The organism is Exiguobacterium sp. s7, from assembly GCF_018618195.1.
GTDB classification, from domain to species: domain Bacteria; phylum Bacillota; class Bacilli; order Exiguobacteriales; family Exiguobacteriaceae; genus Exiguobacterium; species Exiguobacterium mexicanum_A.
In genome coordinates this window covers 370,430-392,807 of sequence record NZ_JACSLO010000002.1, presented here as the reverse complement: position 1 = coordinate 392,807, position 22,378 = coordinate 370,430, and the positions used below count along the sequence as shown (strand labels likewise).

Below are 22,378 nucleotides of genomic sequence, written 5' to 3'. Positions count from 1 at the left end.
ATGTGTGCTCGCTACCTTGTTCATTCTAAATTATTTTAGAAGAATTGAAAAGAACTCGTTTCAACCGAGCCAACAAAGTTTCACACCCAACCGCCGTCGATCCGAAGCACGGTGCCGGTCATGTATGCGGCTGCCGGAGAGCAGAGGAAGCGTATTGTCTCCGCTACTTCCCCTGGGCCTCCTAACCGGCCGAGCGGAATCTCATCCCGAACGTCTTGTTTCGTCTCTTCTACCGTATCATTCATCGGGGTGTCAATCCACCCCGGCGTGACCGCGTTGATGCGGACGTGAAACGGTCCGGCCTCACGCGCGAACGCCTTGACGAATCCAAGCTGGGCGGCCTTGACCGTTGAATAGAGGACTTCTCCGGCCGCACCGACCTCGCCCCAGACACTCGAGACGACGACGATGTCGAGCGGGCGGTCATACGGTTTCAGCCCGACAACGTGCTGGACGAGACGGACCATCGAGCGGACATGTATGCGATACAGCCGGTCGAGCTCGAAGAGTGACTGATCGACGAGCAGACCGTAGGCATGATTACCGGCGACATGGATGAGGCGGTCGACCGGTCCGAGCGTCTCGAGCCAAGCTTCGAGTCCGGCTTCATCGTCGAGGTCACACGTGACGACGTCGGCCGTCAACTGTTCGTGTGAAACGAACGCACGAAGCGACTCCGTTTGCGAATGCGCCTGCAAAATGAGTGCATCGTCTCGAAACGCTAGCGCGACGGCACGGCCAATCGCTCCGCTCGCTCCCGTGATGAGCGTCGTCACGGTTTCTTGACGACACAGACCGTCCGATGATCGGCTTGGAACAGACGGTCGTACGCCGCATACAGGTCGTCAAGCGTAATCGCATCGAGCAAGTCCGGGATGTCGAACATGTTGCCGCCGCTGAGTGCGTAGCGTGAGAACTGGTTGGCGATAAACTCTGGTGAGTTGAGCGCCTTCAAAAACTGTCCTTTCATCATGCGCTTCTTGCGATCGAGTGTCTCGCCGCCGAGTTCGAGCGGACGCTCGAGAGCGGACGTGATCCGGTCGACGAACGTCTCGACGTGTGGCGTCTCCATTGACAGGACGGCGAAGGCGAACGTCTCTTCTGACGTATAGTCGAACGAGAACGCGTCATCAATCAATCCTTCGGCGTACAGTTCCGCATAGAGCGGTGCCGTCGTGTCGAACAAGGCGTGCATGAGGAGCTCGACGATGAGCTCTTGCTTCATGCCCTCTTTGCCGGGGCGTGGCGTATCTTTATAGCCGATCATCACTTTCGGGACCGAGACGTCCATCTCGATGACCCGTTCCGTCATATGGACCGTCTCGGGCTCCTCGACCACCTCACGCGCCGTCAATAGCGGCGCATCAAACGTCTTCGCCGCCTGATTGGCGGTAATCTCGGCAAGGACAGCGTCAGGGTCGATATTGCCGACGACGAACAGCACCATATTGCTCGGATGGTAAAACGCCTCGTGACAGCGATATAAATCGTCGGCCGTGATGGCGCTAATCGATTCGATCGTGCCGGCGATATCGATTTTGACCGGATGTTCGGCATACATCGCCTCAATCAAACCGAAGTAGAGGCGCCAGCCCGGATTGTCCTGATACATTTGAATCTCTTGGCCGATGATCCCTTTCTCTTTCTCGACCGAGGCCTCCGTGAAGTACGGCGCTTGGACAAAGTCGATCAACGTCTTCAAGTTCTCACTGACGTTCGACGTCGCACCGAACAAGTATGCCGTCCGGGTGAACGACGTGAACGCGTTCGCCGACGCGCCGAGGCGTCCGAACTGTTGGAACACGTCGCCGTCTTCTTTCTCGAACATCTTATGCTCAAGGAAATGGGCGATCCCGTCCGGCACGTCGACCCAATCTTCCGTTTTAAAGCGACGGTCGATCGAACCATATTTCGTCGTGAACGTGGCATACGTCTTCTCATAACCGGTCTTCTTCAATAAATAGACCGTCAATCCGTTCTCGAGGACGGTGTGATGGAGCGTTTCTCCGACGTTTGGAAAATCGAGTTTCATACAGTTCCCCCCTTTAAACAATAGACAGCCTGTAAATCCAGGCCCTTGGCGAGCGCGGCCACATCATCCCGCGAGGTCCGCTCGATGATGGCCATCTCTTCCTCGAGCGAGAACGGACGGATGTCCGAGCCGCTCATCCAAGCGATCAATTGGCGCGGGTTATCCCCGAGTTGACGACGTTGATGGTACAGCATCGCTTTCGTCTGTTCGAGTGTCTCGTCCTCGAACGTCCCGGCCTGGAGGTCGGCGAGTTGGTCGGCGATGATCGCCTCGGTCTTCGCCTGGTTCGAGGCATCGATCCCGGCATAGACGAATAACATCCGGCTGAGTGAGCTGTACTGCGAGGCGGCATAGTAGGCCAAACTCTCTTTCTCCCGGACGTTCATGAACAGTTTCGAGTGCGGGAAGCCGCCGAACAGTCCATTGACGACTTGCATCCGGACAGCGTCTTCACTGCGCGGGTCGACGTCGACTTGATAGGCGAGGTGCAATTTGCTCTGATTGATCGTTTGATGTTCCTCGAGACGCTGAAACTCACGGTCGACCGGCTGTGGATACTCACGGACGAGTCGTTCCCCGAGCCCTTCGAGCGGCGCGAACGCGGCAGTCACTTGCTCACGACTCACGTCGCCGACGACGTAGACGTCGACACGATCGTGACGGATCATCGAGGTATAGGCATCAAAGAGCGTCTTAGGCGTCACGTGCTCCAACTGTTCGAGTGTACCGAGCGACTGGATGGCGAGTTCGCCGCCGAGCAGTTCTTGAAGACGTTGCTGGGCGAAGCGCATCTTGTCATCGTATACCGATTCGATGCGCTGACGCTGGAGACGGGCCTCCTGTTCGACGATGAGCGGTTGGAACGCCCCGTCATAGGCGTTCGGACGTAGGAGTACTTCTTCGAGCAGCTTGATCGCCTCACTGAGCACCGGTTCGCCGACGAGCGCATCGCTCACGACTTCGAGCTGGAACTGGATGACATGTTCTTTGCCGACTTTCGACGCTCCGGCGTAAAGGCTCGCGTCATATAATTGTTCGAGCGGCGTATGAAACAATTCGATCGACGGATAGGCTTCTGTCGCTTTCTCCATCACATACGGCAGTAAAGCCCGGTCGGCAATCGTCTCAGCCGACAGTGGGGCCGCAAATGAGACGAGGCATGTCGTCGTTTTAAATTTTTGGGTCGGGTAGACCGAATAATGCAGTCGTTGTTGGAATTGTTCGATTCCTTTCATAAGTTGATCTACTCCTTTTTCTTTTTCGTTTTGAACACGTCCGCACCGCGGGCGTATTCTTGATCGGGAACTCCGGCCACGACATTGGCGTAACGGGCCGCGGTGAACAAATAGTCGCTCAGCCGGTTATAGTACGGGAGCTGACGAGCGGCGGCGTCGACGTTGACGAGCTCTCGTTCGACACGGCGACAGACGGTACGTGCCACGTGCAGGCTCGCCGCACCGACACTGCCACCCGGCAAGATGAAGCGGACGAGCTCCGGACATTTCGGTTCAAGTTCGTCAATCCACGTCTCGAGCTCGGTGACGATTGTCAAATCGACTTGTTGTGGCGGCGTCTCAGTATACATGAGCTCGGAACCGAGATCGAATAGATCATGTTGAATCTTCGTCAGCTGGGACCGGAGCGTCTCGTCTGTCTGATGGGCGAGCGCGAGACCGATCTGACTGTTCAATTCATCTAACAGCCCCATCGCCTGGATGTGCGGATGAATCTTTAAGACACGTCCGCCGATGAGTGATGTTTCCCCTTTGTCCCCGCCTCGTGTGTACAGTTTCATGTCATTTCCTCCTTGATGCCACAAATGGTGACCCATAGGAGTCACCATTGTCGTTATGCGTGCGGTTGTGTGTACGGAAGATGAATCGTGAACGTTGTCCCTTCCCCGTGCGTGCTCGAGACGTCGACCGTGCCTTGATGGGCATCGATGACGTTTTTGACGATGGCGAGACCGATGCCGGTACCCGTCTTGCCGCCGCTCGTCCGCGCTTTATCCGCTTTGTAGAACCGTTCGAACACGAACGGCAAATCTTCTTTCGGGATGCCGCTGCCCGTATCCGACAAACGGATCACGAAGCCGGCCTCCTCTTCACTCGCCTCGAGCCGGATTGATCCCGACTCGGTATGGGCGATGGCATTGCCGATCAAGTTCGTGAACACTTGTTCCAATCGGTCCCCGTCCGCCTCGATGGCATGACGCGGGGCCTCCGTTGACAGCGTGATGCCTTTTTCGTTCGCCATTTGGTTGAATTTGCGCATGACGCGCGGAAGAAATTCACCGAGGTCGAACGTCGTGAACTGCATCGTCTCTTTGCCTGACTCGATTCGTGCCAGGTCGAGCAAATCGTTGACGAGACGGGCCAATCGAAGCGATTCATCGTAGATGATGGAAGCGAACTCTTTCGTCGCGTCATCACTTTCGGTCATGCCGTCGATAATCGCCTCGGAATACCCTTGAAGCGTCACGAGCGGTGTCCGTAGCTCGTGGCTGACGTTGGCAACAAAATCGGTTCGCATCTTGTCAAGACGATGGCTCTCGGTCGTGTCACGGATGACGACGACCGCGCCTTCAAAATCATCCTCGCCGAGAAGCGGTGTCACCGTCAACGTATAATAATGTTCGTCTTGTTTCACTTCGATCGTCTTCTCCGGTGCCCCGGCAACGACGTCCTCATAGAGAGACAGGACGACTTCATGCGGCTGTTCGTCGATGAGGAGCGGTTGGGCTTGCGGGTTCGTGACAATGACGTTCGCATGACGATCGAGCGTGATGACCCCATCGGCCATCGACCGTAAAATCGAGGCGAGTTGGAGCCGTTCTCGATCGAGCGCATTCACGTATGTCGACAGTTGGCTACTCATCGCATTGAACGACCCGGCCAACTCCCCGATCTCATCGTTCGACTTCTGGACGAGACGGAGGTCGAATTGCCCTTCTCCCGTCTTATTGACCGCGTCACGCATCTCGCGGAGCGGTGCCGTGATCCGGGTCGATAAAAAGAAGGCAAATACGGTCGTGACGATGATCGCCGACGCGACCGTCCAAAAGATGATCGTCCGAGCCCCTTCGTTCGCACTCGAGATCGCGTCGAGCGGTTCGATCAAATAGAGCGTATATTCGCCTGTCTCGAGTGAGAATGTCGTCCGATACGCGAGTGCCGCCTGATCGTCAAATGACGAAAAGTTTCCAATCGCCGTCTCCCCGACCGCCTGATACGTTTCCCAATCCTGACGGCCGAGCTCCGTCATGAGACCGTCGACTTCCGTTCCAAAGTTCGAACGGACCGTCCCGTTCTCTAATATATAGTTCGCACCGTACACTTCAATGATTTGGTCGACCGTCCGTGACGCGTCCCCTTCTTGAAGCAACACCGACTGGACCTGCCCGCCGAGCTTGGCCAAGTGGCCGCGTTCCTGGTCGATATGGAACGAGTTGAAAAACTCGAGCATCAACACAGAGACGATGAACAAGATGAGACTGACCAATACGAGAATCGTCAACCATAGTTTTGTGACGATGCTATTCCGGCGAATCATCACTCACTGATGACTTCGAACTTGTACCCGACACCCCATACCGTCGTGATCATTTGCGCGGCTTCTGGAGAGACACGGTTCAACTTCTCCCGGAGTCGTTTCACGTGTGTGTCGACCGTTCGAAGGTCTCCAAAGAATTCATAGTTCCAAACTTCTTTCAAGAGCTGCTCTCGTGAAAACACTTTGTCGACTTGTTTGGCCAAGAAGAACAAGAGCTCATACTCTTTCGGCGTGAGCGCGATTTCTTCTCCGTCGACCGTGACGCGGTGCGCATCGTTGTCGATCGTCAAATGCGCGAAGACGATCAAGTCTTTTGATTTTTCGGCCGTACGCAAATATTTCGTCGAGCCCGAGCGGCGAAGGAGTGCCTTGACGCGCAAGACGACCTCACGCGGACTGAACGGTTTGACGATATAATCGTCCGCTCCGACTTCGAAACCTTGGACACGATCGACTTCTTCGCCTTTCGCCGTCAGCATGATGACCGGTGTCGCCTTCGATTTCCGAAGCTCGGTACATACTTCGACCCCGTCCATTTTCGGCATCATCAAATCAAGCAGGATGACATCAAAATTGTGCTCAAGGGCGAGCTGAAGCGCCTCTTCCCCGTTCGTCGCTTCGACGATCACATATTGTTCCCGTTCCAAATACATTTTTAATAGGCGGCGAATTCTTTCCTCGTCGTCGACCACTAAAATTTTAGTTTTATTAGCCATCCACTAAACCTCCTAAAGAACCATTACAAGATGTAGCGAATGTTGCACAATTGTGAACATTTCGCTCTCTTTCATAACTATACCACTCTATTATTTGGCTTCACAACGGTCAGTTGACAGCGGCGTAAAAAAAGAAGCCACCGAAGTGACTTCTTTTTTTACGCATATGAGTGCAAACCTGCGATGACGAGGTTGACGAACACCAAGTTGAACATGATGACGGCGAAGCCGCCGACACATAACCAAGCGGCTTTTGTTCCCGTCCAACCACGTTGGATGCGCATATGCAAATAGTAGATATAGATGAGCATCGTGATGAGCGCCCACACTTCTTTCGGGTCCCAGCCCCAGAAACGGTTCCAGGCGATTTGTGCCCAAATCATCGCGAAGATGAGTCCACCGAGGATGAACACCGGCAAGCCGATGGCGATCGACCGGTAACTGATCTCGTCGGCGAGATCGAGATCGACTTTTTTCGCGAGCGGTTGAAGCGCCTCGGCAATCCGTTTTCGCAAGATGACGAAACGAAGCAGTACATAAATCACGACGCCGGCGATGACCGACCAAATGAGCGTGTTCAACTTCAATGTATTGATGAACGTCGGTAACTCAAGTGACAGTCCGCCCGAACCAGAGAGAAGCTGAGCCCCTTCCGGCACGAACAACATCGGCATGAAGTATTCATACGACTCTTGTGTCCCGCGGTCGTTCGTGAACTCGACCACGCCACCGGCACCGATCGCCTTGAAGAGCATCGAGACGAGAATGAAGCCGAGCGTGCACATGAGGACGAACATCGTAATCTCAAGCCACGTTCGTGACTTCGACTGTTCCCGCATCGACGTCTCATTCAATAAGAAAATGAGACCTGAGGCGAAGCTGATGGCGAGAATTCCTTGGCCGAGCGCGGCCGTCGTGACGTGAATTTTCAACCAGACACTGTTCAAGGCCGGGATAAGCGGTGCCACTTCGCTCGAGAACATCGAAGCGAAAGCGATGACGAGAAGCGCCACCGGCATGGCGAACAAGCCAAGCACGTCATTTTTATAAATCCCGTACACGACGAGGAACCCGAACACCATCATCATGCCGAAGAACGTCGTGTATTCGTACAGGTTCGATACCGGTGCATAACCGACCCCGACCCAACGTAAAATAAAATATGTCATTTGAGCGATGAAGCCGATGACGGCCAAAATGAACGCATATTTGCCGTAGGCGATACGGTTGACGTTTCGGCCTTTGCGCATCCCGCTGACCGCGATCGTGAATAACACGGTCGCGACAGCGTAAAGGATGAACGCGATAAAGAGCAAACGACTGCTCCACTGAATCCACTCCATTATGATTCCCCTCTTTCATTGGTTGAGTTGTCGTCCGTCTTTTTTTCAAACCGTGCCTGATCTTCCCAGATCGGCAGGCCATTTTTCTCTAGGAGCGGTGTGATTTCGCGATTGAGCGAGGACGGGTTCTTGTTGGTGAAACCAGCGACGAGCACGTCCGTCTCATTGTGTCGGCGAATCCAGATACGACGGTGCGGCCAATACATCCCCATGACAATTCCAATCATGAAGATGACTCCACCGACAATCAAAATCGGATACGTCGAGTCACTCTTGACGCGTAGACCACTCGTACTTGCCATCTCCGTACCAGCGAACTGGAACACATAGCGATTATCTTCATCGGCCACGTTTAAACGAATTCCAATCAAATTTGATTCCGTCGTGCCGTCTGGTGTGTCAATCGCCATGAAGAAGGCCGGGTTGAGTGCCCGTGGCGATTTCGTGTTCGGTTGGCCGTCCTTGACCTCAAAGTCAGGATACAGGTCGTTCAGTTTGACCGTGACGTCTCCGAGGTCATACGTCGTCTCCGGGTTCGTCAAATCGACCGTGAACGGTCCATACACATCACCTGTCTCTTTATCGGCAACGTTAAAGGACATCGACAAGAATTCCAGGCGACTCGAATACTGTTCTTGATACACTTCGTACTTTTCAAACTTGAACGGGTGGTTCACTTTCGTCGAACCGGTATCGACTTCCTCGAGTTGCGGCGATCCGTCCTCGTTCGTCCCGGTCTTCTTGAACAGCGTCAATTCCGTCTCATAGTTTTTCGGGACTGCGCCCGCTTTCTCGATCGCCTTGGCAAATTTCGCATCTTCCGCGTTATTTTCCGGATCATACATCTCTAAGATGAACTGATCGTTGCGAAGATAATATTCATCATCCGTCGCTTCGAGCGGAACCGTATCGCCTTCGCGCACCCATTCGAGCGTATCCGTATGGAATGCCGGGAAAACGCGAAGCATCGCCCCGATGAAGAAGATGACGAGCCCAATGTGATTGACGTATGGACCCCAGCGACCGAATCGATATTTCTCGGCGAGTAAGGCATCCCCATCACGCTTCACTTGATAACGCTTGGCTTTTAAAGCCTCTCCGAACGCATCGATTTGCTCGTCCGTCCCTTTTCCCTCACCAATCAAACGTTGTCCGCGCATGAAGCGATCGGTACGTCGGACCGGTTGAAATTTCAACGCTTTATACAGCGGGAAAAATCGATCAATCGATACAACGATGAGCGATAACGTCAGCATCACGATCAACGTGATGTACCACCACGATGTATAGAGGTTGTGGAATCCTAGCGTGTAGTAAATCGTACCCGGTGTCCCGTACTCGTCCGTGTAATACTGGTTCGCCGGCAACTGTTGCGGAATATACATCTCTTGCGGGAAAATCGTTCCGATCGCCGACCCGACGATGATAAGCCCGATGAGCCATAGACCGACCTTGACCGATGCAAAAAAGCTCCACACCCGGTCAATCCATGACCGTGGACGACGCTTCGATCGTAAATCGGCGCCGTCGTATTTCATATCTAGCATTTGTGCGCCCCCCGTTCGCTTACAATGACTTCTCGGCCAACTCCATCAGTTTCTCTTTCGTGAGTTCACCTTCGTACTTTTCAATCACTTTGCCGTCGGCATCGATGACGAACGTGACCGGCAAGTTATAAATCCCGTACGCCTTCTCGACTTCGCTGCGCGTGTCCATCAAAATCGGATAGTCGAGCTTGACGCCGAGGCCGTTCACGAAATTATCGACCCGAAGCGGTGTCTCGCCGACGTTGACCGCCCAAAAATCGACGCCCATGTCTTGGAGTGCGGCATAGTTATCCTGGACGACCGGCATCTCTTTCTCACACGGTTCACAGAATGTGCCCCAGAAGTTCAAGAGCAACCCTTTACCGTCGTATGTGTCACGCTCGACCATCGTCGTCCCGTCAAGACTGACGAGCTTGAAGTTCGGCGCATCGTCACCGGCCTCGATACGTCCGTCGTTGCCGGCTTGTTCAAACAATTGCATGATAACGACCGCTCCTGCGAACAGGACCATCGTCATAATCATGAGCCGCCAAAATGACCGTTTTTTCTTATGGGCCATCGCCTGGTTCATGCGATCACCCGACTTTGTTTCTTTCGTCATGAGTTCACACCATCCTTTAGTTGTTATTGTACTGAAAAAACACCAAAAACGCACATTAACAGACTTTTTTCATCTTTTTGTCACACAATCTCCACAAAATAAAAAATCATCCTATCTCAGGACGATTTTTTAGTTGTTATTTTTTCTTTTTCTTGCCCCGTTGTACGGGTGGTACGGTCGGGTTGGCAAGCTCACGTAGCTTCGATACTTCCTTGCGTGACAGTTCACGCCATTCGCCCGTCGTGAGACCGTCGAGCGTCAAGAAACCGAACTGTTCGCGTTTCAGTTTGATGACTTCTGAACCGACTGCTTCGAGCATGCGACGGATTTGACGGTTATGGCCTTCCGAGATGACGATTTCTAAGATGGCCGAGTTTTTCTTATGGTCGACCGTCTTCATCTTCACTTGGGCGCTACCCGTCTTGTAGCCGTCATCGAGTTCGACACCCGACTCGAGTTGTTTAATCGCGATATACGAAGGAATGTTCTTCACTTTCGCGACATAACGTTTTGGGATCTTGAACTTCGGATGGGTCATCATGTTCGAGAACTCACCGTCATTCGTTAAAATGATGAGTCCCGTCGTGTTATAGTCGAGACGTCCGACCGGGAAGACACGCGATCCAGGTGGTACGAGATCGGTGATGACTTTCCGTCCTTTATCATCTTCGACCGTCGAGACGTAACCGCTCGGCTTATAGAGCACATAATAAACATGCTCTTCTTGTTCGATTTTCACACCGTCGACCTCGACTTCAGACTTTGGACCGACTTTCGTACCGAGTTCGCGCACGACTTTCCCGTTGACGCGCACCCGTCCATCTAAAATCATTTCTTCGGCTTTACGCCGTGAGGCGACACCTGCTTGGGCAATCACTTTTTGTAAACGTTCCATTTATTCATTCTCCAATCTATCTTGCGTAATCGCAGACGGCTGGCCGAAGAACAAATCGCCTTCGTCCGAGAGCTCGTCTTCAAACGTTAATGGGGGCAATTCATCGAGTGAATTGAATCCAAAATGGTCCAGGAAATGTTCGGTCGTCCGGTATAACTTGGCCCGGCCAATCGTCTTGGCCCGGCCGGCCGCTTCAATCAATCCTTTAGACAACAGCGTATGGATGACACGCTCGACTTTGACGCCCCGGACTTCCTCGATATCGGCCCGGGTGACCGGTTGCTTGTACGCGATGATGACGAGCGTCTCCATCGCGGCACGTGATAACGCCTGTTCGGCCATCGTGCCGACGTAACGTTGAATGTACTCCGACACTTCAGGAATCGTCACGAGCTTATACACGCCCGCGGATTCAATCAGTTGGAACGGACGACCCGAATCTTTGAACGATGCTTCTAGTTTGCTCAACTGTTCGCGTGCAGCGGCTTCCGAAATGTCGAGCGTGTCCGCGAGGGCCCGCACTTCCATTCCTTCTTCGCCGACGACGAACAATAGACTCTCAATAATCGTTTCATAAGACAGCAACGGCTTCATCCCTTTCCTTTGACGATTCGACGAACGAGATTTGAATGTCTCGCTCTTCCTGTTTGGTCGTAACGACGCGCAACTTGATCAATTCGAGTAGCGCCATGAACGTGACGACAAGGTCCGACACATCGGGACGTTCCTCAAAAAACGAGAAGAACGATGTTGTCCGCTTTGCCGAGACGTGATCGTGCAACCGTGTCATCTGTTCTTCAAGCGTCCGTTCTTCACGTTTGATCGTCTTTTTGCGACGCTCTTTCCACCGCTTGCGTTCGACCATTTTCGAATAGGCGTGTAATAAGTCCGCAAAGTTGAGTGGACCGTCATACGGCTGGACGAGGTCGGACATGTAGCGCGTCAAATCCTCACCGGGACGGCTATACAGTTCGAGGCGAGACTCTTCTTGCTCGCGCATGAATACGACCGCTTCTTTATACGCCTTATATTCAATCAACTGTCGAATCAACCCTTCTCGGGTCGGTTCTTCCCCAAAGTCGGGAATGTCATCTTCTTCAACTGGAACCGGTGGCAACAGTTGCTTGCTCTTCAATTGGAGCAACGTCGCCGCCATGACCAAATATTCACTGGCCACATCGAGTTCAAATTTTTGCATCGTCCGGATATAGGCGACATACTGATCCGTGACCTCGGAGACAGAGATGTCTGCGATGTCGAGCTCCATTTTTCCAATCAAGTGGAGCAACAGGTCAAGCGGGCCTTCGAACGTATCGATTTTGACGTTGTACGCTTCCATAGAGACACCTGCCATTTACATTTTTGCGCTTTAGTATAACATGTTTTGTAGTACCGTGACCACGAAAGGAGAAATTTGATGTCGACGCCTTTTATCCAGTATACGCTCTTATTTGAATGTCATGCCGATTATTTCGAGTGCCACGAAGTGCTTGAAGAAGCATGGCAGGACGGGGGGCGAGAGGATCTCGGTTACGCTGCCTTGATTCAATACGCCGTTGCCCACTACCATGCCCGTCGCGGTAACACGCCCGGTGCAAAAAAGAGTATCGCAGCGTTACAGCAGAAGCTCACGTTGGCCGTGACCGAACTCGAAGCCCTCGGAATCGATACCGCGACGTTTGCCCGTGACTTGGAGCGTTGGCCGCTCCCGGAGGCGCTTCCGCTCAATGAAGCGACACGACAACGCATCGAGCGTTTGAAGCCCGCCTTCGAACCGACCACTTTGACGTTTGACGAGCTCGTCCATAAACATATGTATCGAGACCGGACACCCGTCGTCACCGAACGGCTCCGGGCGCTTGAGGCACGTAAAAAAGCTAGGCGCTGAGCCTAGCTTTTTTTAAATGACGACTTGGTTCCATTTATCGAGCAAGTCACCGGTTTTGCCTTGACCGACAAGCGTCAAGTCGAGCGGCAATAAGTTCCGGGTCTCATCGAGCAATTCGTAAGAACGCTTCTCGCCGCGGAACGACGGAGACAGCGCGATATGATGGATGAACATCGTCGTCTCTTGTTGCTCCATCCCGATGATCCCGACGAAGTCTTCCCCGACTCTCCACAGATAGAGGAATTTGGCAGGGTCTTCTTCGTAGGACCGGACGAGTTCGAGCAAGGCGAGCGGAGATTTGTCGCTACATGAGAACGCGAGCAAGCCCATCGCCGTCTTTTCGTACGATTGTTTGTATTTCACCAGCATTGCTGGTTTCACCACCTTTAGTCATTCATGTTTCACTAAGTGAACACGTGAGAGACATGGCTCATTGTGCCATAACGTTCAGGCAGAAATCAATTCTCGTCCCAAACTTTAACTTCGGCCATCTTCGTGCCTTGACGAAGTTTGACCGCGTGCTCAAGGCCAGACGTCACTTTTCCGAAGACCGTGTGGACACCGTCGAGATGTGGTTGTGGCTCATGGACGATGAAGAACTGTGACGAGCCCGTGTTGCGTCCGGCGTGTGCCATTGAAAGCGAACCCGCTTCATGTTTGTATGGGAACGATGTCGATGTCTCACATGGGATCGTCTTGCCTGAACCACCCATGCCTGTCCCGTCTGGGCAGCCGCCTTGGCTGACGAAACCTGGGATGACCCGGTGGAACGTCAAACCGTTATAGAAGCCGCTGTTCGCGAGCTCCTCGAAGTTGTCGACCGTGATCGGTGCCGCATCGTGGAACAAGTCGAATTCGATCATTTCGCCGTTCTCTAATTTCATAGATCCTTTTTTCATGAAAAGTTACCCCTTTATGTTCATATTGTCATTCTCACTCACACATTGCCCATTCTATCAAAAAAAACCGTCTGTCTCCACTATTTTGTGGAAACAGACGTTCTGACTTGCCGCTTACTGGATGACAGCGTGGACGAGTGGACGCGCCGTCGGCTCTGTCGCACCGATCGTGTACGCGTGGTCCATCCGCTCGAGCGCAGATGTCATGTCTTCTTTGTTCGAACGGAGCACGGCGATCACGTCACCGGCCTCGACCTTGTCACCGACTTTCTTCTCGAGCGTGATACCGGCCGCGAAGTCGAGCTGATCATCTTTTGTCGCCCGACCTGCGCCGAGGAGCATCGCTGCCACACCGACTTCGTCAGCGATAATCGACTCGACGTAACCTGCTTGTTTCGCGACGAACGTCGTCTCATACTTCGCTTGCGGAAGTTTCGACAAGTCATCGACGAGCGACGCGTCGCCACCTTGTGCCGCTACGAACTGACGGAACACTTCGAGGGCATGACCGTCGGCCATCCGTTTCTCAAGGTCAGCGTACGCTTCCTCGAACGTCTGATAGAACTCGCCGAGTACTGCCATATGGCCGGCAATCGTGAGGGCAATCGTCTTCAAGTCGGTCACGTCTTTGCCCGAGAGGACTTCAATCGCTTCTTTCACTTCATTGGCGTTCCCGATTTCGAAACCGAGCGGCTGGTCCATATCCGTGATGACGGCGACCGTCTTACGGCCGACGTTCTTACCGATGGCGACCATCTCTTCAGCGAGCGCTTTCGCGTCGTCGAACGACTTCATGAACGCGCCTGAACCCGTCTTGACGTCAAGGACGATGCTGTCGGCACCGGCCGCGATCTTCTTCGACATGATCGAGCTCGCGATGAGCGGGATTGAATCGACCGTCGCCGTCACGTCACGGAGTGCGTAAAGACGTTTGTCGGCAGGCGTCAAGTTGCCCGTCTGACCGATGATTGACATCTTGATATCGTTTACTTGCTTCGTGAACTGTTCTTCCGTCAACTCGACGTTGAAGCCAGGGAACGATTCAAGCTTATCGATCGTCCCGCCCGTGTGGCCGAGACCGCGACCGCTCATCTTCGCGACCGGAATCCCGATTGACGCGACGAGCGGAGCGACGATTAAGCTGATTTTGTCACCGACGCCGCCAGTCGAGTGTTTATCAACTTTTTTACCTTGAATGTTCGACAAATCGATGACGTCACCAGACTTGACCATCTCCATCGTCAAGGCCGCCGTCTCTTTCTCTGTCATGCCGTTAAAGTAAATCGCCATCGAAAGGGCCGACATCTGATAATCAGGAATCGTCTCGTTCGTGAAGCCTTCGATGATGAAGCGAATCTCCTCTTCGTTCAATTCGCCACCGTTACGTTTTTTCAAAATCAAATCGACCATGCGCATAAGTTTCGTCCTCCTAATTGGGTAGTGGTTACATGCTTTGAATCGTGCCGCGTACGAGTGAAAGGAAGTCTTGGCGGACGCGTTCTGTCGTCTCGATGACTTCTTCATGGTTGAGCGGTTGATCTAAAATCCCGGCTGCCATGTTCGATACGCACGAGATGCCGAGCACTCGCATATCTGAGTGACGGGCCACGATGACTTCAGGCACCGTCGACATGCCGACAACGTCGCCTCCGAGCAGGCGAGCCATCTTCACTTCGGCCGGTGTCTCATACGTCGGACCCGTGTTCCCGAAGTAGACGCCTTTTTGAACAGAAAGTCCAAGTTTTGTGGCGACGCCTTCCGTCAATGTGACGAGCTCCTTATCGTACGCTTCTGACATGTCCGGGAAACGTGTTCCGAAGTCGCTCGCGTTCTTACCGATGAGTGGGCTCGTACCGAAGAAGTTGATGTGATCCGTAATGATCATCAAGTCCCCCGGGTTGAACGACTCGTTGCAAGCACCAGCCGCATTCGTGACGATGAGCGTTTCGACACCGATCAATTTGAGGACGCGGACCGGGAACGTCACTTGTTCCATTGAGTAGCCTTCATAGAAGTGGAACCGTCCTTGCATCGCGACGACGCGTTTTCCTTCGAGGTCCCCGAAGACGAGTTGGCCGGCGTGGCCTTCGACGGTCGATACCGGGAAGTGCGGGATATCCTCATAAGGGATTTTCACCGCGTTCTCGATTTCATCCGCGAGGACGCCGAGACCTGAGCCGAGAATGAGTCCGATTTCTGGTGTTCCGTTCATGCGTTCCTGTAAAAATGCCTTTGTTTCGTTCCAATTTACCATGAGTAATGCCTCCTCAAATTTCGTTTAAGAAACTCTTTCCGTGTGCTGGTGCATCGACGTCGAAGTTATCGGCCACTGTGGCGCCGATATCGGCGAACGTTCCGCGGATGCCGAGGTCGACCGCTGTCGAACCGTGATGATGGACGATGAGCGGCACATATTCACGCGTATGGTCCGTTCCCGGTGCCGTCGGGTCGTTCCCGTGGTCGGCCGTAATGATGAGCAAGTCGTCTTCACGCAACTTCTCCATTACTTCCGGTAGACGGGCGTCATACTCTTCAAGCGCGATCGCATAGCCTTCTGGGTCACGGCGGTGACCGAAGAGCGCATCGAAGTCGACGAGGTTCAAGAAGCAGAGACCTTCGAACTCTTCATCGAGCGATTCGACGAGTTTGTCCATGCCATCCATGTTCGATTTTGTCCGAATCGCTTTCGTGACACCTTCGCCGTCATAGATGTCGCTGATTTTCCCAAGAGCGATCACATCTTTCCCTGCCGTCTCGAGCGTGTTCATGACCGTCTTGCCGAACGGCTTGAGCGCATAGTCGTGACGATTAGATGTCCGGACCCACGCGCCAGGCGTTCCGAGGAACGGTCGGGCGATGATGCGGCCGAGCATGTACGGGTCTTCGCGCGTGATTTCACGGGCGTATTCGCAGATGCGGTACAACTCGTCGAGCGGGACGACTTCTTCGTGCGCCGCGATTTGGAGCACCGAGTCAGCTGATGTATAGACGATCAAGGCACCTGTTTTGACATGCTCTTCGCCGAGCTCATCCAAGATCTCTGTCCCTGATGCCGGCTTGTTGCCGATGATGTCACGGCCGCTGAACTCTTTGAGCCGGTCGATCAAATCGTCCGGGAATTCTTCGAACACGCGGAAAGGCGTATCGATATGAAGGCCCATGATCTCCCAGTGGCCAGTCATCGTGTCTTTCCCGGCCGAGATTTCTTCCATGCGTCCGTAGGCGCTCGGTGTCGTCGACACTTCGATGCCGTCAATCGGCTTGATGTTCGACAGCCCGAGGCGGCCCATGTTCGGCATGTTCAACCCACCGTGTTCACGAGCGATATGCCCGAGCGTGTCTGAACCGACGTCTCCGAACTGGTCGGCATCTGGGGCTTCCCCAATCCCGACCGAGTCCATGACGACCAAGAAAATACGTTTAAATTTCTTCACAAAAAGTTCCTCCTTTAGTGTCTTTACGCACGCGGATGATGTTTTCGATAGACATCGTGGAGTCGTGCCTTATTGACATGTGTGTAGATTTGAGTCGTGGAGAGATCGGCATGCCCAAGCATCTGTTGGATGGCCCGAAGATCGGCCCCGTTCTCGAGCAAGTGTGTCGCGAACGAATGACGGAGCACGTGTGGCGTGATCTCTTTTTGGATGCCGGCCTCTTTGGCCCGTCGTTTGATCATCTTCCAGAACCCTTGACGGCTGAGCCTTCCGCCGCGCCCGTTCAAGAACAACGCCTCGGTCTCCCGACCGCCGAGCCCGTTACGGGCCTGTTGGATATAGCGTTCGACAAAACCTTGGGCGACAGACGACACCGGGATGATCCGGGCGCTCTCGCCTTTGCCTTCACACTGTAGATACCCCAATTCGAACTGTAAATCATCCAAATCAAGCCCAAGAAGTTCGCTGACGCGCATGCCCGTTCCGTAGAGCAGTTCGAGCATGGCCCGATCGCGGAGCGCGAGCGGGTCTGACGTCGGCACACTGTCGAGCAACCGTTCAACTTCATCTTGAGACCACGTGTCTGGCAGATGCCGTTCCGCTTTCGGCGTCTCCAAATAAAGTGCCGGGTCAGTCGTTGCACCACCTGTCATCTTCAAATGATGATGGAACGTCCGAATCGAACTGACGGCCCGTCGGAGTGATGAAGCAGCCCGACCGGCTTGCGATAACTCTTCCATATGTTTGACGATGTGTGCCCGCGTGACTTCATTCCATTCTGTCACCCCGAGTTGGGTAAGTGTCGATAAGTACTGGGTCAAATCGCTCGCATAGGCTTGTCTCGTGTTCGTGGACATTCGTTTCTCAACCGTCATATACTGCAAAAATAACTCGACTTGCGAACGCATGACATCCCCCTCCTTCCTCGCTACACCTGAATACGCTTACATCATATCACTTATGTAAACCGTTGTGAAGACGTCTGACCTCATTTTTTTTAAAGCTTTTTTGTGACAGGAATTGGTGAGGTTTTCACGCCGCTTTTCTCATGTCGAGTTTACCAAGCCTGTCCGGATTTGATACACTCCACACGACGAATGCTCGAATTCCAGGCAGCGGTCATGAAGCTGACCACCCAGCATACGACAACAATTCCAAGGGGGGTATTCCATGAAGATTGAACACGTCGCCCTCTGGGTGAACGAGCTTGAACAGATGCGCCGTTTTTATGAGACGTATCTCGGGGCAACCGCGAACGAGAAGTATATCAACGAACGCAAACAGTTCGAATCCTATTTTCTGACGTTCCCAAACAGTTCATGCCGCTTCGAGTTGATGCGCCGTCCGGACATTGAAGACGCTTCGCGTGAGACGCTCGGCTATGCGCATATCGCGTTCGCACTCGGCAGCAAAGAAGCGGTCGACAGCTTGACGCGACGACTCGAGACCGACGGCTACCCACTCGTCGATGGCCCACGCACGACTGGGGACGGTTATTAAGAGAGCGTCCTGCTCGACCCCGAACAAAACAAACTCGAATTGACGATTTAAGGAGACGCGACGATGATCCAAGCGATTCTACTAGACCTTGACGGGACGTTGTTGAACGATCAAAAAATGATCTCGCCGCGCACGAAACAGATACTTCTCGATTTGCAGGCGAACGGCGTCAAAGTGGTGCTCACTTCCGGACGTCCGAAGCGAGGAATCGACCCTTTCGCCGAAGAGCTCATGCTCCATAAAAATGGGGGACTCATCGTCTCCTCGAACGGGGCATGTGTGACCGATGCCAGAACGAACGAGACGCTGTTCGAACAGGCCATCAATCAGGACGACGCGATTGCCATCTTGGATCATTTGACCGGATTCGACGTCATCCCGATGATCAATGACGAGACGTATATGTACGTTAATGACGTCTTCAGCGGCATGCTCGAGTTAAATGGTAAGCCGTTCAATATCATCGAGTATGAGTCGCGCGGCGGACGATTCCAATTGCGGGAAGAGCCGCGACTCGCCGACGCCATCACCTTCCCGATCTATAAAATCCTCGTCGCCGGACAGCCGGACTATCTACAGGCCCATGCCGCCTCGCTCGCCGGACCGTTCACGGACCGCGTGACGGGCATGTTCACGGCAGCCATGTACTATGAGTTCACGGATCTCGGAATCGACAAGGCCCGGGCACTCGATCACGTGTTCCGGGAGATTGGGATTGACCGCGAGCACGTCATCGCGTTCGGGGACGGCCATAACGACCGCTCCATCATCGAGTATGCCGGCATCGGGGTCGCGATGGACAACGCCGTCGAAGACATCAAGGCTATTGCGAACGAAATCACGCTGTCGAACAATCACGATGGCATCGCCACCGGCTTGTCCCGTTATTTGACGATGTGACGACATACAAAAGACAGGCAGCCTTTAAGAGGCTGCCTGTCTTGCTTTATCCGTTGATGACTGCTTTATGACCCTCAAGCGTGACGCCTTTAGCTTGGCACACTTTACAGATGCCGTGAAACGTCAAGCGATGGTCTTTGATTAAAAATTCGTATTTGCTTTCGACTTTCTTCTCAACGTCGACGAGCAAGTCTTCCATGATCTCCTCGACCGAACCGCACTCGACACAGACGAGATGATGGTGCGAATGGTTCGCGCCTTCTGGTCTGAGGTCGAAACGGGCAACGCCGTCACCGAAGTTGACTTTGTCGACGACACCGAGCTCGGTCAAAAGCTCGAGCGTCCGGTAAACCGTCGCGAGCCCGATTTCCGGAGCGATGCCTTTGACGAGCATGAAGACGTTCTCCGCACTCAAATGATCCGTTTCATTCTCAAGTAAGATGCGGACCGTCGATTCTCGTTGCGGTGTCAATTTATATCCTTTGGCGCTCAATTGCTGTTTGATCCGTTCAATTCGCGTTTCCATAAGGCGCCCCCTCTTTGCATAATTCACTATTCAAAGCATACCGAAGTTCGTTCGGTTTTTCAAATTAAAATGATTCCTATGTAAGTGTAACATATGTCACTCTAGTTTAGAATCATTTCAATTTAGATAATTGCCACCATTGAATCGCCATGATCGTCTTCGCGTCGGTGATTCGTCCGCTCGCTAACAAGTCGACCGCCTCGTCGAACGTAAAGCGTTGGACTTGTAAAAATTCATCTTCATCGAGGTTCATCACACCGGCCGTCAAGCCGCGTGCGACGTAGACGTCGACCCGTTCGCTACAAAAGCCGGGTGCCCCGTAAAACGAGAAGATTTTTTCAAGATTCTCGGCCGTATAACCGGTCTCTTCTTCGAGCTCGCGCTTCGCGCTCGCAAGCGGTTCCTCACCAACTTCCAATTTTCCGGCCGGAATTTCGAGCGACATCGATTCGAACGCTTTCCGGTACTGCTCGACGAGGACGATGCGGTCGTCTTCATCGACGACGAGGACGGCGACGGCCCCGTTGTGATAGACGAGTTCGCGGACCGACGTCCCTCCGTTCGGGAGTGACACGACGTGCTTCTCCACGTTAAAGATCTTTCCTTCGTAAATGACTTCCCGTTCAATCGTTTTCTCTTCCATTGTATGTACCCCTCACCTTTTCCTATATACTGTAATTATGATTCATATTGACAGACGGAACAAGGAGGAATTATCAATGGCAGAGTTAGGATTAGGAACTATGTCGATTTTGAAACATGGCGAGGCGGAAGCGCGACAGATTTTAGAGGCCGCCTATGCGGCTGGCATCCGCCACTTTGATACGGCCGACGTCTATGACCACTTCGAAGTCGAAAAACTCGTCGGCTCGACGTTCGCCGGTCGCCGGAACGAACTGTTCTTGACCAGTAAAGGCGGGAATCAATGGACAGGGGACGGAATGCGTTGGAATCCAGCCCCCTCCTATTTAGAACAGGCCCTACACGATTCTCTCGAACGCTTACAGACAGATTACTTGGATTTATATTACGTTCATGGCGGCACGATGGAAGACGACCTGGACGCGACAATCGATTTCATGCGTCGACAGAAACAAGCTGGCGCCATCCGCCAAATCGGACTGTCCTCGATTCGCCCGAACTTCATCCGCTACTGGCTCGAACACGGAGAGCTCGATGTCTTGATGACCCCGTACTCCCTGCTCGACCGCCGCATCGAAACGCTCGAACTCGACATCCCGATCGTCGGGCGCGGTCCGCTCGCCAAAGGCATACTGACCGACGAATGGTCTGCCCGCTTGTCGGAGAAGGGCTTTGAATCTTGGACTGAAGCGGAGTTGCGCGACTTGATGCCGACGATTCCCGAACCGATTCAAGCGTACGCCCTCGCAGCCGCGGAGCGGACATGTGCCGTCGTCCTACCGGGCGCGTCCTCGGTCGACCAATTGAACGACTTGATCGCCGCTCATCAATACGCCGTCGATTCGCACAAACTCGACGATCTGTTGAACCGGCTGCCGGTCCAACCCTACACAAAACATGCGACCTGAACGTCAGGTCGCATGTTTGTCTCGCTGTTTCATCTGTTCGATGGCCCAATCAGCCCAACCGGCGTAATTTTCCATCATCCGGATGGCGTACTCGCTCGTCAGTAAATAACCGAGCGTGTCAGCCTCGGACTGGTGCGCCGCTTGAAACGCCCGAATCTGATGAGCGACTTGTTCATGATGCGCTTTCGTCTCCTCGACGTAACGGATCGCCTCGTCGAGCGGGAGTAGTTGCAGGAGGCTGACCCGTAGCAAGTTCTCATCTTTCATCTTCGGTTGGTACGAGGTCGGTTGCCGGAGCCAGTCGATTAGCTCTTGACGTCCCGCCTCGGTGATTGAATAAATCTTTTTATCCGGTAAGTCATGTTGAGCGACGTGCTCAGAGGAGACGAGTGATTCGTCTTCCATCTTTAACAGTTCGCGATAAATCTGTGTATGATGGGCGTGCCAAAAATGAATCATTTGTGCTTTGAACGTCGCGTTCAAGGCATAGCCGGTAGCGGGTTGATGGGTCAATAACCCGAGTAGTGCATGACGTAACGCCATAACCATCACCTATCCCTTGCGGTTCTATTTTTATAAGTGTATCACATATTGCGATACGACCGAGAATGCCAATCGGTTGACGCCCGTTACGAATACACAGACAATATATGTGAAGGGAGAGATTTTTATGAAACCGATCCAATCTGATCAACAATTCCAAGAGGCCATCCAAAATAAAGGTATGGTCATCTTTACGACATCATGGTGTCCCGACTGCCGTCGTCTTGATATGTACGTCGACGAACTAGTCAAAGATTATCCGCAGTTCAACTGGTACGTCGTCGACCGCGACGAGTTGCCTGAACTGTCGGACGCGCAAGAAGTCCGAGGCATCCCCTCACTTCTTTTCTATCAAGAAGGCGTCAAACAAGAACACCTCCACTCGGCGAACGCCAAGACGGAGATGCAAATCCGCTCGTTCCTCGATACGTTGAACGCGTAAACAAAAAGAC

Annotated in this window: 26 protein-coding genes; 5 read left to right on the top strand and 21 right to left on the bottom strand. The window is 53.2% G+C overall.

The window, feature by feature from the left end; genetic code table 11:
• Positions 1–80: 80 nt before the first annotated feature.
• The 12 genes from ymfI to KNP79_RS04530 all read right to left on the bottom strand — a co-directional run bounded on the left by ymfI (position 81) and on the right by KNP79_RS04530 (position 12,025).
• On the bottom strand, positions 81–776 hold the full coding sequence (gene ymfI / locus KNP79_RS04585; protein ID WP_214753194.1) for an elongation factor P 5-aminopentanone reductase: 696 nt from the start codon (positions 774–776) through the stop codon (positions 81–83).
• Complete coding sequence (gene yfmH / locus KNP79_RS04580) at positions 773–2,032, bottom strand: EF-P 5-aminopentanol modification-associated protein YfmH (RefSeq protein ID WP_214753192.1); 1,260 nt, start codon at positions 2,030–2,032, stop codon at positions 773–775. Before yfmH ends, ymfI begins: the two co-directional genes overlap by 4 nt.
• A complete protein-coding gene (yfmF, locus tag KNP79_RS04575; protein WP_138859321.1) occupies positions 2,029–3,267 on the bottom strand; it encodes an EF-P 5-aminopentanol modification-associated protein YfmF in 1,239 nt (412 codons plus the stop codon). The genes yfmH and yfmF overlap by 4 nt, the downstream gene beginning before the upstream one ends.
• Before the next feature lie 8 nt (positions 3,268–3,275).
• Positions 3,276–3,827: a cob(I)yrinic acid a,c-diamide adenosyltransferase gene (locus tag KNP79_RS04570; protein ID WP_034777834.1), complete on the bottom strand. Its 552-nt coding sequence runs from the start codon at positions 3,825–3,827 to the stop codon at positions 3,276–3,278.
• A gap of 53 nt (positions 3,828–3,880) precedes the next feature.
• The gene (locus KNP79_RS04565) at positions 3,881–5,584 is read right to left on the bottom strand and encodes a sensor histidine kinase (RefSeq protein ID WP_214753190.1); all 1,704 of its coding nucleotides are present in this window, start codon (positions 5,582–5,584) and stop codon (positions 3,881–3,883) included.
• The gene (locus KNP79_RS04560; RefSeq protein ID WP_214753188.1) at positions 5,584–6,300 is read right to left on the bottom strand and encodes a response regulator transcription factor; all 717 of its coding nucleotides are present in this window, start codon (positions 6,298–6,300) and stop codon (positions 5,584–5,586) included. Before KNP79_RS04560 ends, KNP79_RS04565 begins: the two co-directional genes overlap by 1 nt.
• Positions 6,301–6,458: 158 nt before the next feature.
• The gene (gene ccsB / locus KNP79_RS04555) at positions 6,459–7,643 is read right to left on the bottom strand and encodes a c-type cytochrome biogenesis protein CcsB (RefSeq protein WP_029595329.1); all 1,185 of its coding nucleotides are present in this window, start codon (positions 7,641–7,643) and stop codon (positions 6,459–6,461) included.
• Positions 7,643–9,190, bottom strand: a complete 1,548-nt coding sequence (gene resB / locus KNP79_RS04550; protein ID WP_029595328.1) for a cytochrome c biogenesis protein ResB — start codon at positions 9,188–9,190, stop codon at positions 7,643–7,645. Before resB ends, ccsB begins: the two co-directional genes overlap by 1 nt.
• A 19-nt stretch (positions 9,191–9,209) precedes the next feature.
• A complete protein-coding gene (locus tag KNP79_RS04545; RefSeq protein WP_029595327.1) occupies positions 9,210–9,791 on the bottom strand; it encodes a redoxin domain-containing protein in 582 nt (193 codons plus the stop codon).
• Between the two features lie 136 nt (positions 9,792–9,927).
• Complete coding sequence (locus KNP79_RS04540) at positions 9,928–10,686, bottom strand: pseudouridine synthase (protein WP_029595326.1); 759 nt, start codon at positions 10,684–10,686, stop codon at positions 9,928–9,930.
• Complete coding sequence (gene scpB / locus KNP79_RS04535) at positions 10,687–11,280, bottom strand: SMC-Scp complex subunit ScpB (protein ID WP_029595325.1); 594 nt, start codon at positions 11,278–11,280, stop codon at positions 10,687–10,689.
• The gene (locus tag KNP79_RS04530) at positions 11,258–12,025 is read right to left on the bottom strand and encodes a segregation and condensation protein A (RefSeq protein ID WP_029595324.1); all 768 of its coding nucleotides are present in this window, start codon (positions 12,023–12,025) and stop codon (positions 11,258–11,260) included. The genes scpB and KNP79_RS04530 overlap by 23 nt, the downstream gene beginning before the upstream one ends.
• A 78-nt stretch (positions 12,026–12,103) precedes the next feature.
• On the opposite strand from KNP79_RS04530, the gene KNP79_RS04525 reads away from it, so the two are divergent.
• Positions 12,104–12,574, top strand: coding sequence for a DUF309 domain-containing protein (locus KNP79_RS04525; protein WP_029595323.1), 471 nt, complete (start codon positions 12,104–12,106; stop codon positions 12,572–12,574).
• 12 nt (positions 12,575–12,586) lie between these two features.
• Here KNP79_RS04525 and KNP79_RS04520 read toward each other — a convergent pair whose 3' ends face one another.
• The 6 genes from KNP79_RS04520 to xerD all read right to left on the bottom strand — a co-directional run bounded on the left by KNP79_RS04520 (position 12,587) and on the right by xerD (position 17,815).
• Positions 12,587–12,943, bottom strand: a complete 357-nt coding sequence (locus tag KNP79_RS04520) for a GNAT family N-acetyltransferase (RefSeq protein ID WP_034777852.1) — start codon at positions 12,941–12,943, stop codon at positions 12,587–12,589.
• A gap of 89 nt (positions 12,944–13,032) precedes the next feature.
• On the bottom strand, positions 13,033–13,473 hold the full coding sequence (locus KNP79_RS04515) for a peptidylprolyl isomerase (RefSeq protein WP_029334855.1): 441 nt from the start codon (positions 13,471–13,473) through the stop codon (positions 13,033–13,035).
• A 114-nt stretch (positions 13,474–13,587) separates the two neighbouring features.
• The gene (locus tag KNP79_RS04510) at positions 13,588–14,889 is read right to left on the bottom strand and encodes a pyrimidine-nucleoside phosphorylase (protein WP_131471226.1); all 1,302 of its coding nucleotides are present in this window, start codon (positions 14,887–14,889) and stop codon (positions 13,588–13,590) included.
• Between the two features lie 28 nt (positions 14,890–14,917).
• Positions 14,918–15,727: a purine-nucleoside phosphorylase gene (locus KNP79_RS04505; RefSeq protein ID WP_034777854.1), complete on the bottom strand. Its 810-nt coding sequence runs from the start codon at positions 15,725–15,727 to the stop codon at positions 14,918–14,920.
• A gap of 13 nt (positions 15,728–15,740) precedes the next feature.
• On the bottom strand, positions 15,741–16,907 hold the full coding sequence (deoB, locus tag KNP79_RS04500) for a phosphopentomutase (protein ID WP_131471227.1): 1,167 nt from the start codon (positions 16,905–16,907) through the stop codon (positions 15,741–15,743).
• Positions 16,908–16,930: 23 nt separating this feature from the next.
• Entirely contained in the window at positions 16,931–17,815 is an 885-nt protein-coding gene (gene xerD, locus KNP79_RS04495) for a site-specific tyrosine recombinase XerD (RefSeq protein ID WP_114166052.1), read from the bottom strand.
• A 262-nt stretch (positions 17,816–18,077) separates the two neighbouring features.
• Between xerD and KNP79_RS04490 the strand changes: the two genes are divergently transcribed.
• Positions 18,078–18,407, top strand: coding sequence for a VOC family protein (locus KNP79_RS04490; protein WP_215191399.1), 330 nt, complete (start codon positions 18,078–18,080; stop codon positions 18,405–18,407).
• Between the two features lie 63 nt (positions 18,408–18,470).
• Positions 18,471–19,307, top strand: coding sequence for a Cof-type HAD-IIB family hydrolase (locus KNP79_RS04485; protein WP_214763199.1), 837 nt, complete (start codon positions 18,471–18,473; stop codon positions 19,305–19,307).
• A 46-nt stretch (positions 19,308–19,353) separates the two neighbouring features.
• Here the strand turns inward: KNP79_RS04485 and fur are convergent, their stop codons facing one another.
• Together fur and KNP79_RS04475 are read right to left on the bottom strand one after the other, a co-directional pair.
• Positions 19,354–19,833, bottom strand: coding sequence for a ferric iron uptake transcriptional regulator (fur, locus tag KNP79_RS04480; protein ID WP_024371580.1), 480 nt, complete (start codon positions 19,831–19,833; stop codon positions 19,354–19,356).
• A 112-nt stretch (positions 19,834–19,945) separates the two neighbouring features.
• Positions 19,946–20,476 (bottom strand): NUDIX domain-containing protein, encoded by a 531-nt coding sequence (locus tag KNP79_RS04475; protein WP_138859318.1) that lies wholly within the window; start codon positions 20,474–20,476, stop codon positions 19,946–19,948.
• Between the two features lie 76 nt (positions 20,477–20,552).
• Here KNP79_RS04475 and KNP79_RS04470 point away from each other — a divergent pair, with 76 nt between their 5' ends.
• On the top strand, positions 20,553–21,383 hold the full coding sequence (locus KNP79_RS04470) for an aldo/keto reductase (protein ID WP_251132870.1): 831 nt from the start codon (positions 20,553–20,555) through the stop codon (positions 21,381–21,383).
• Between the two features lie 3 nt (positions 21,384–21,386).
• Here the strand turns inward: KNP79_RS04470 and KNP79_RS04465 are convergent, their stop codons facing one another.
• Positions 21,387–21,926 (bottom strand): PadR family transcriptional regulator, encoded by a 540-nt coding sequence (locus KNP79_RS04465; protein WP_034777872.1) that lies wholly within the window; start codon positions 21,924–21,926, stop codon positions 21,387–21,389.
• Positions 21,927–22,053: 127 nt separating this feature from the next.
• Between KNP79_RS04465 and KNP79_RS04460 the strand changes: the two genes are divergently transcribed.
• Positions 22,054–22,368 carry a thioredoxin family protein gene (locus tag KNP79_RS04460; RefSeq protein ID WP_138859316.1) on the top strand — a complete coding sequence of 105 codons (315 nt, stop codon included), beginning with the start codon at positions 22,054–22,056 and terminating at the stop codon, positions 22,366–22,368.
• Positions 22,369–22,378 lie beyond the last annotated feature (10 nt).

What these genes read in the sequence shown, in the direction of transcription:
- yfmH (WP_214753192.1), bottom strand. Translation starts at nt 2,032, where the DNA reads ATGAAACTCGATTTTCCAAACGTCGGAGAAACGCTCCATCACACCGTC.
- yfmF (WP_138859321.1), bottom strand. Translation starts at nt 3,267, where the DNA reads ATGAAAGGAATCGAACAATTCCAACAACGACTGCATTATTCGGTCTAC.
- KNP79_RS04570 (WP_034777834.1), bottom strand. Translation starts at nt 3,827, where the DNA reads ATGAAACTGTACACACGAGGCGGGGACAAAGGGGAAACATCACTCATC.
- KNP79_RS04565 (WP_214753190.1), bottom strand. Translation starts at nt 5,584, where the DNA reads ATGATTCGCCGGAATAGCATCGTCACAAAACTATGGTTGACGATTCTC.
- KNP79_RS04560 (WP_214753188.1), bottom strand. Translation starts at nt 6,300, where the DNA reads ATGGCTAATAAAACTAAAATTTTAGTGGTCGACGACGAGGAAAGAATT.
- ccsB (WP_029595329.1), bottom strand. Translation starts at nt 7,643, where the DNA reads ATGGAGTGGATTCAGTGGAGCAGTCGTTTGCTCTTTATCGCGTTCATC.
- resB (WP_029595328.1), bottom strand. Translation starts at nt 9,190, where the DNA reads ATGCTAGATATGAAATACGACGGCGCCGATTTACGATCGAAGCGTCGT.
- KNP79_RS04545 (WP_029595327.1), bottom strand. Translation starts at nt 9,791, where the DNA reads ATGACGAAAGAAACAAAGTCGGGTGATCGCATGAACCAGGCGATGGCC.
- KNP79_RS04540 (WP_029595326.1), bottom strand. Translation starts at nt 10,686, where the DNA reads ATGGAACGTTTACAAAAAGTGATTGCCCAAGCAGGTGTCGCCTCACGG.
- scpB (WP_029595325.1), bottom strand. Translation starts at nt 11,280, where the DNA reads ATGAAGCCGTTGCTGTCTTATGAAACGATTATTGAGAGTCTATTGTTC.
- KNP79_RS04530 (WP_029595324.1), bottom strand. Translation starts at nt 12,025, where the DNA reads ATGGAAGCGTACAACGTCAAAATCGATACGTTCGAAGGCCCGCTTGAC.
- KNP79_RS04525 (WP_029595323.1), top strand. Translation starts at nt 12,104, where the DNA reads ATGTCGACGCCTTTTATCCAGTATACGCTCTTATTTGAATGTCATGCC.
- KNP79_RS04520 (WP_034777852.1), bottom strand. Translation starts at nt 12,943, where the DNA reads ATGCTGGTGAAATACAAACAATCGTACGAAAAGACGGCGATGGGCTTG.
- KNP79_RS04515 (WP_029334855.1), bottom strand. Translation starts at nt 13,473, where the DNA reads ATGAAAAAAGGATCTATGAAATTAGAGAACGGCGAAATGATCGAATTC.
- KNP79_RS04510 (WP_131471226.1), bottom strand. Translation starts at nt 14,889, where the DNA reads ATGCGCATGGTCGATTTGATTTTGAAAAAACGTAACGGTGGCGAATTG.
- KNP79_RS04505 (WP_034777854.1), bottom strand. Translation starts at nt 15,727, where the DNA reads ATGGTAAATTGGAACGAAACAAAGGCATTTTTACAGGAACGCATGAAC.
- xerD (WP_114166052.1), bottom strand. Translation starts at nt 17,815, where the DNA reads ATGCGTTCGCAAGTCGAGTTATTTTTGCAGTATATGACGGTTGAGAAA.
- KNP79_RS04490 (WP_215191399.1), top strand. Translation starts at nt 18,078, where the DNA reads ATGAAGATTGAACACGTCGCCCTCTGGGTGAACGAGCTTGAACAGATG.
- KNP79_RS04485 (WP_214763199.1), top strand. Translation starts at nt 18,471, where the DNA reads ATGATCCAAGCGATTCTACTAGACCTTGACGGGACGTTGTTGAACGAT.
- fur (WP_024371580.1), bottom strand. Translation starts at nt 19,833, where the DNA reads ATGGAAACGCGAATTGAACGGATCAAACAGCAATTGAGCGCCAAAGGA.
- KNP79_RS04475 (WP_138859318.1), bottom strand. Translation starts at nt 20,476, where the DNA reads ATGGAAGAGAAAACGATTGAACGGGAAGTCATTTACGAAGGAAAGATC.
- KNP79_RS04470 (WP_251132870.1), top strand. Translation starts at nt 20,553, where the DNA reads ATGGCAGAGTTAGGATTAGGAACTATGTCGATTTTGAAACATGGCGAG.
- KNP79_RS04465 (WP_034777872.1), bottom strand. Translation starts at nt 21,926, where the DNA reads ATGGCGTTACGTCATGCACTACTCGGGTTATTGACCCATCAACCCGCT.
- KNP79_RS04460 (WP_138859316.1), top strand. Translation starts at nt 22,054, where the DNA reads ATGAAACCGATCCAATCTGATCAACAATTCCAAGAGGCCATCCAAAAT.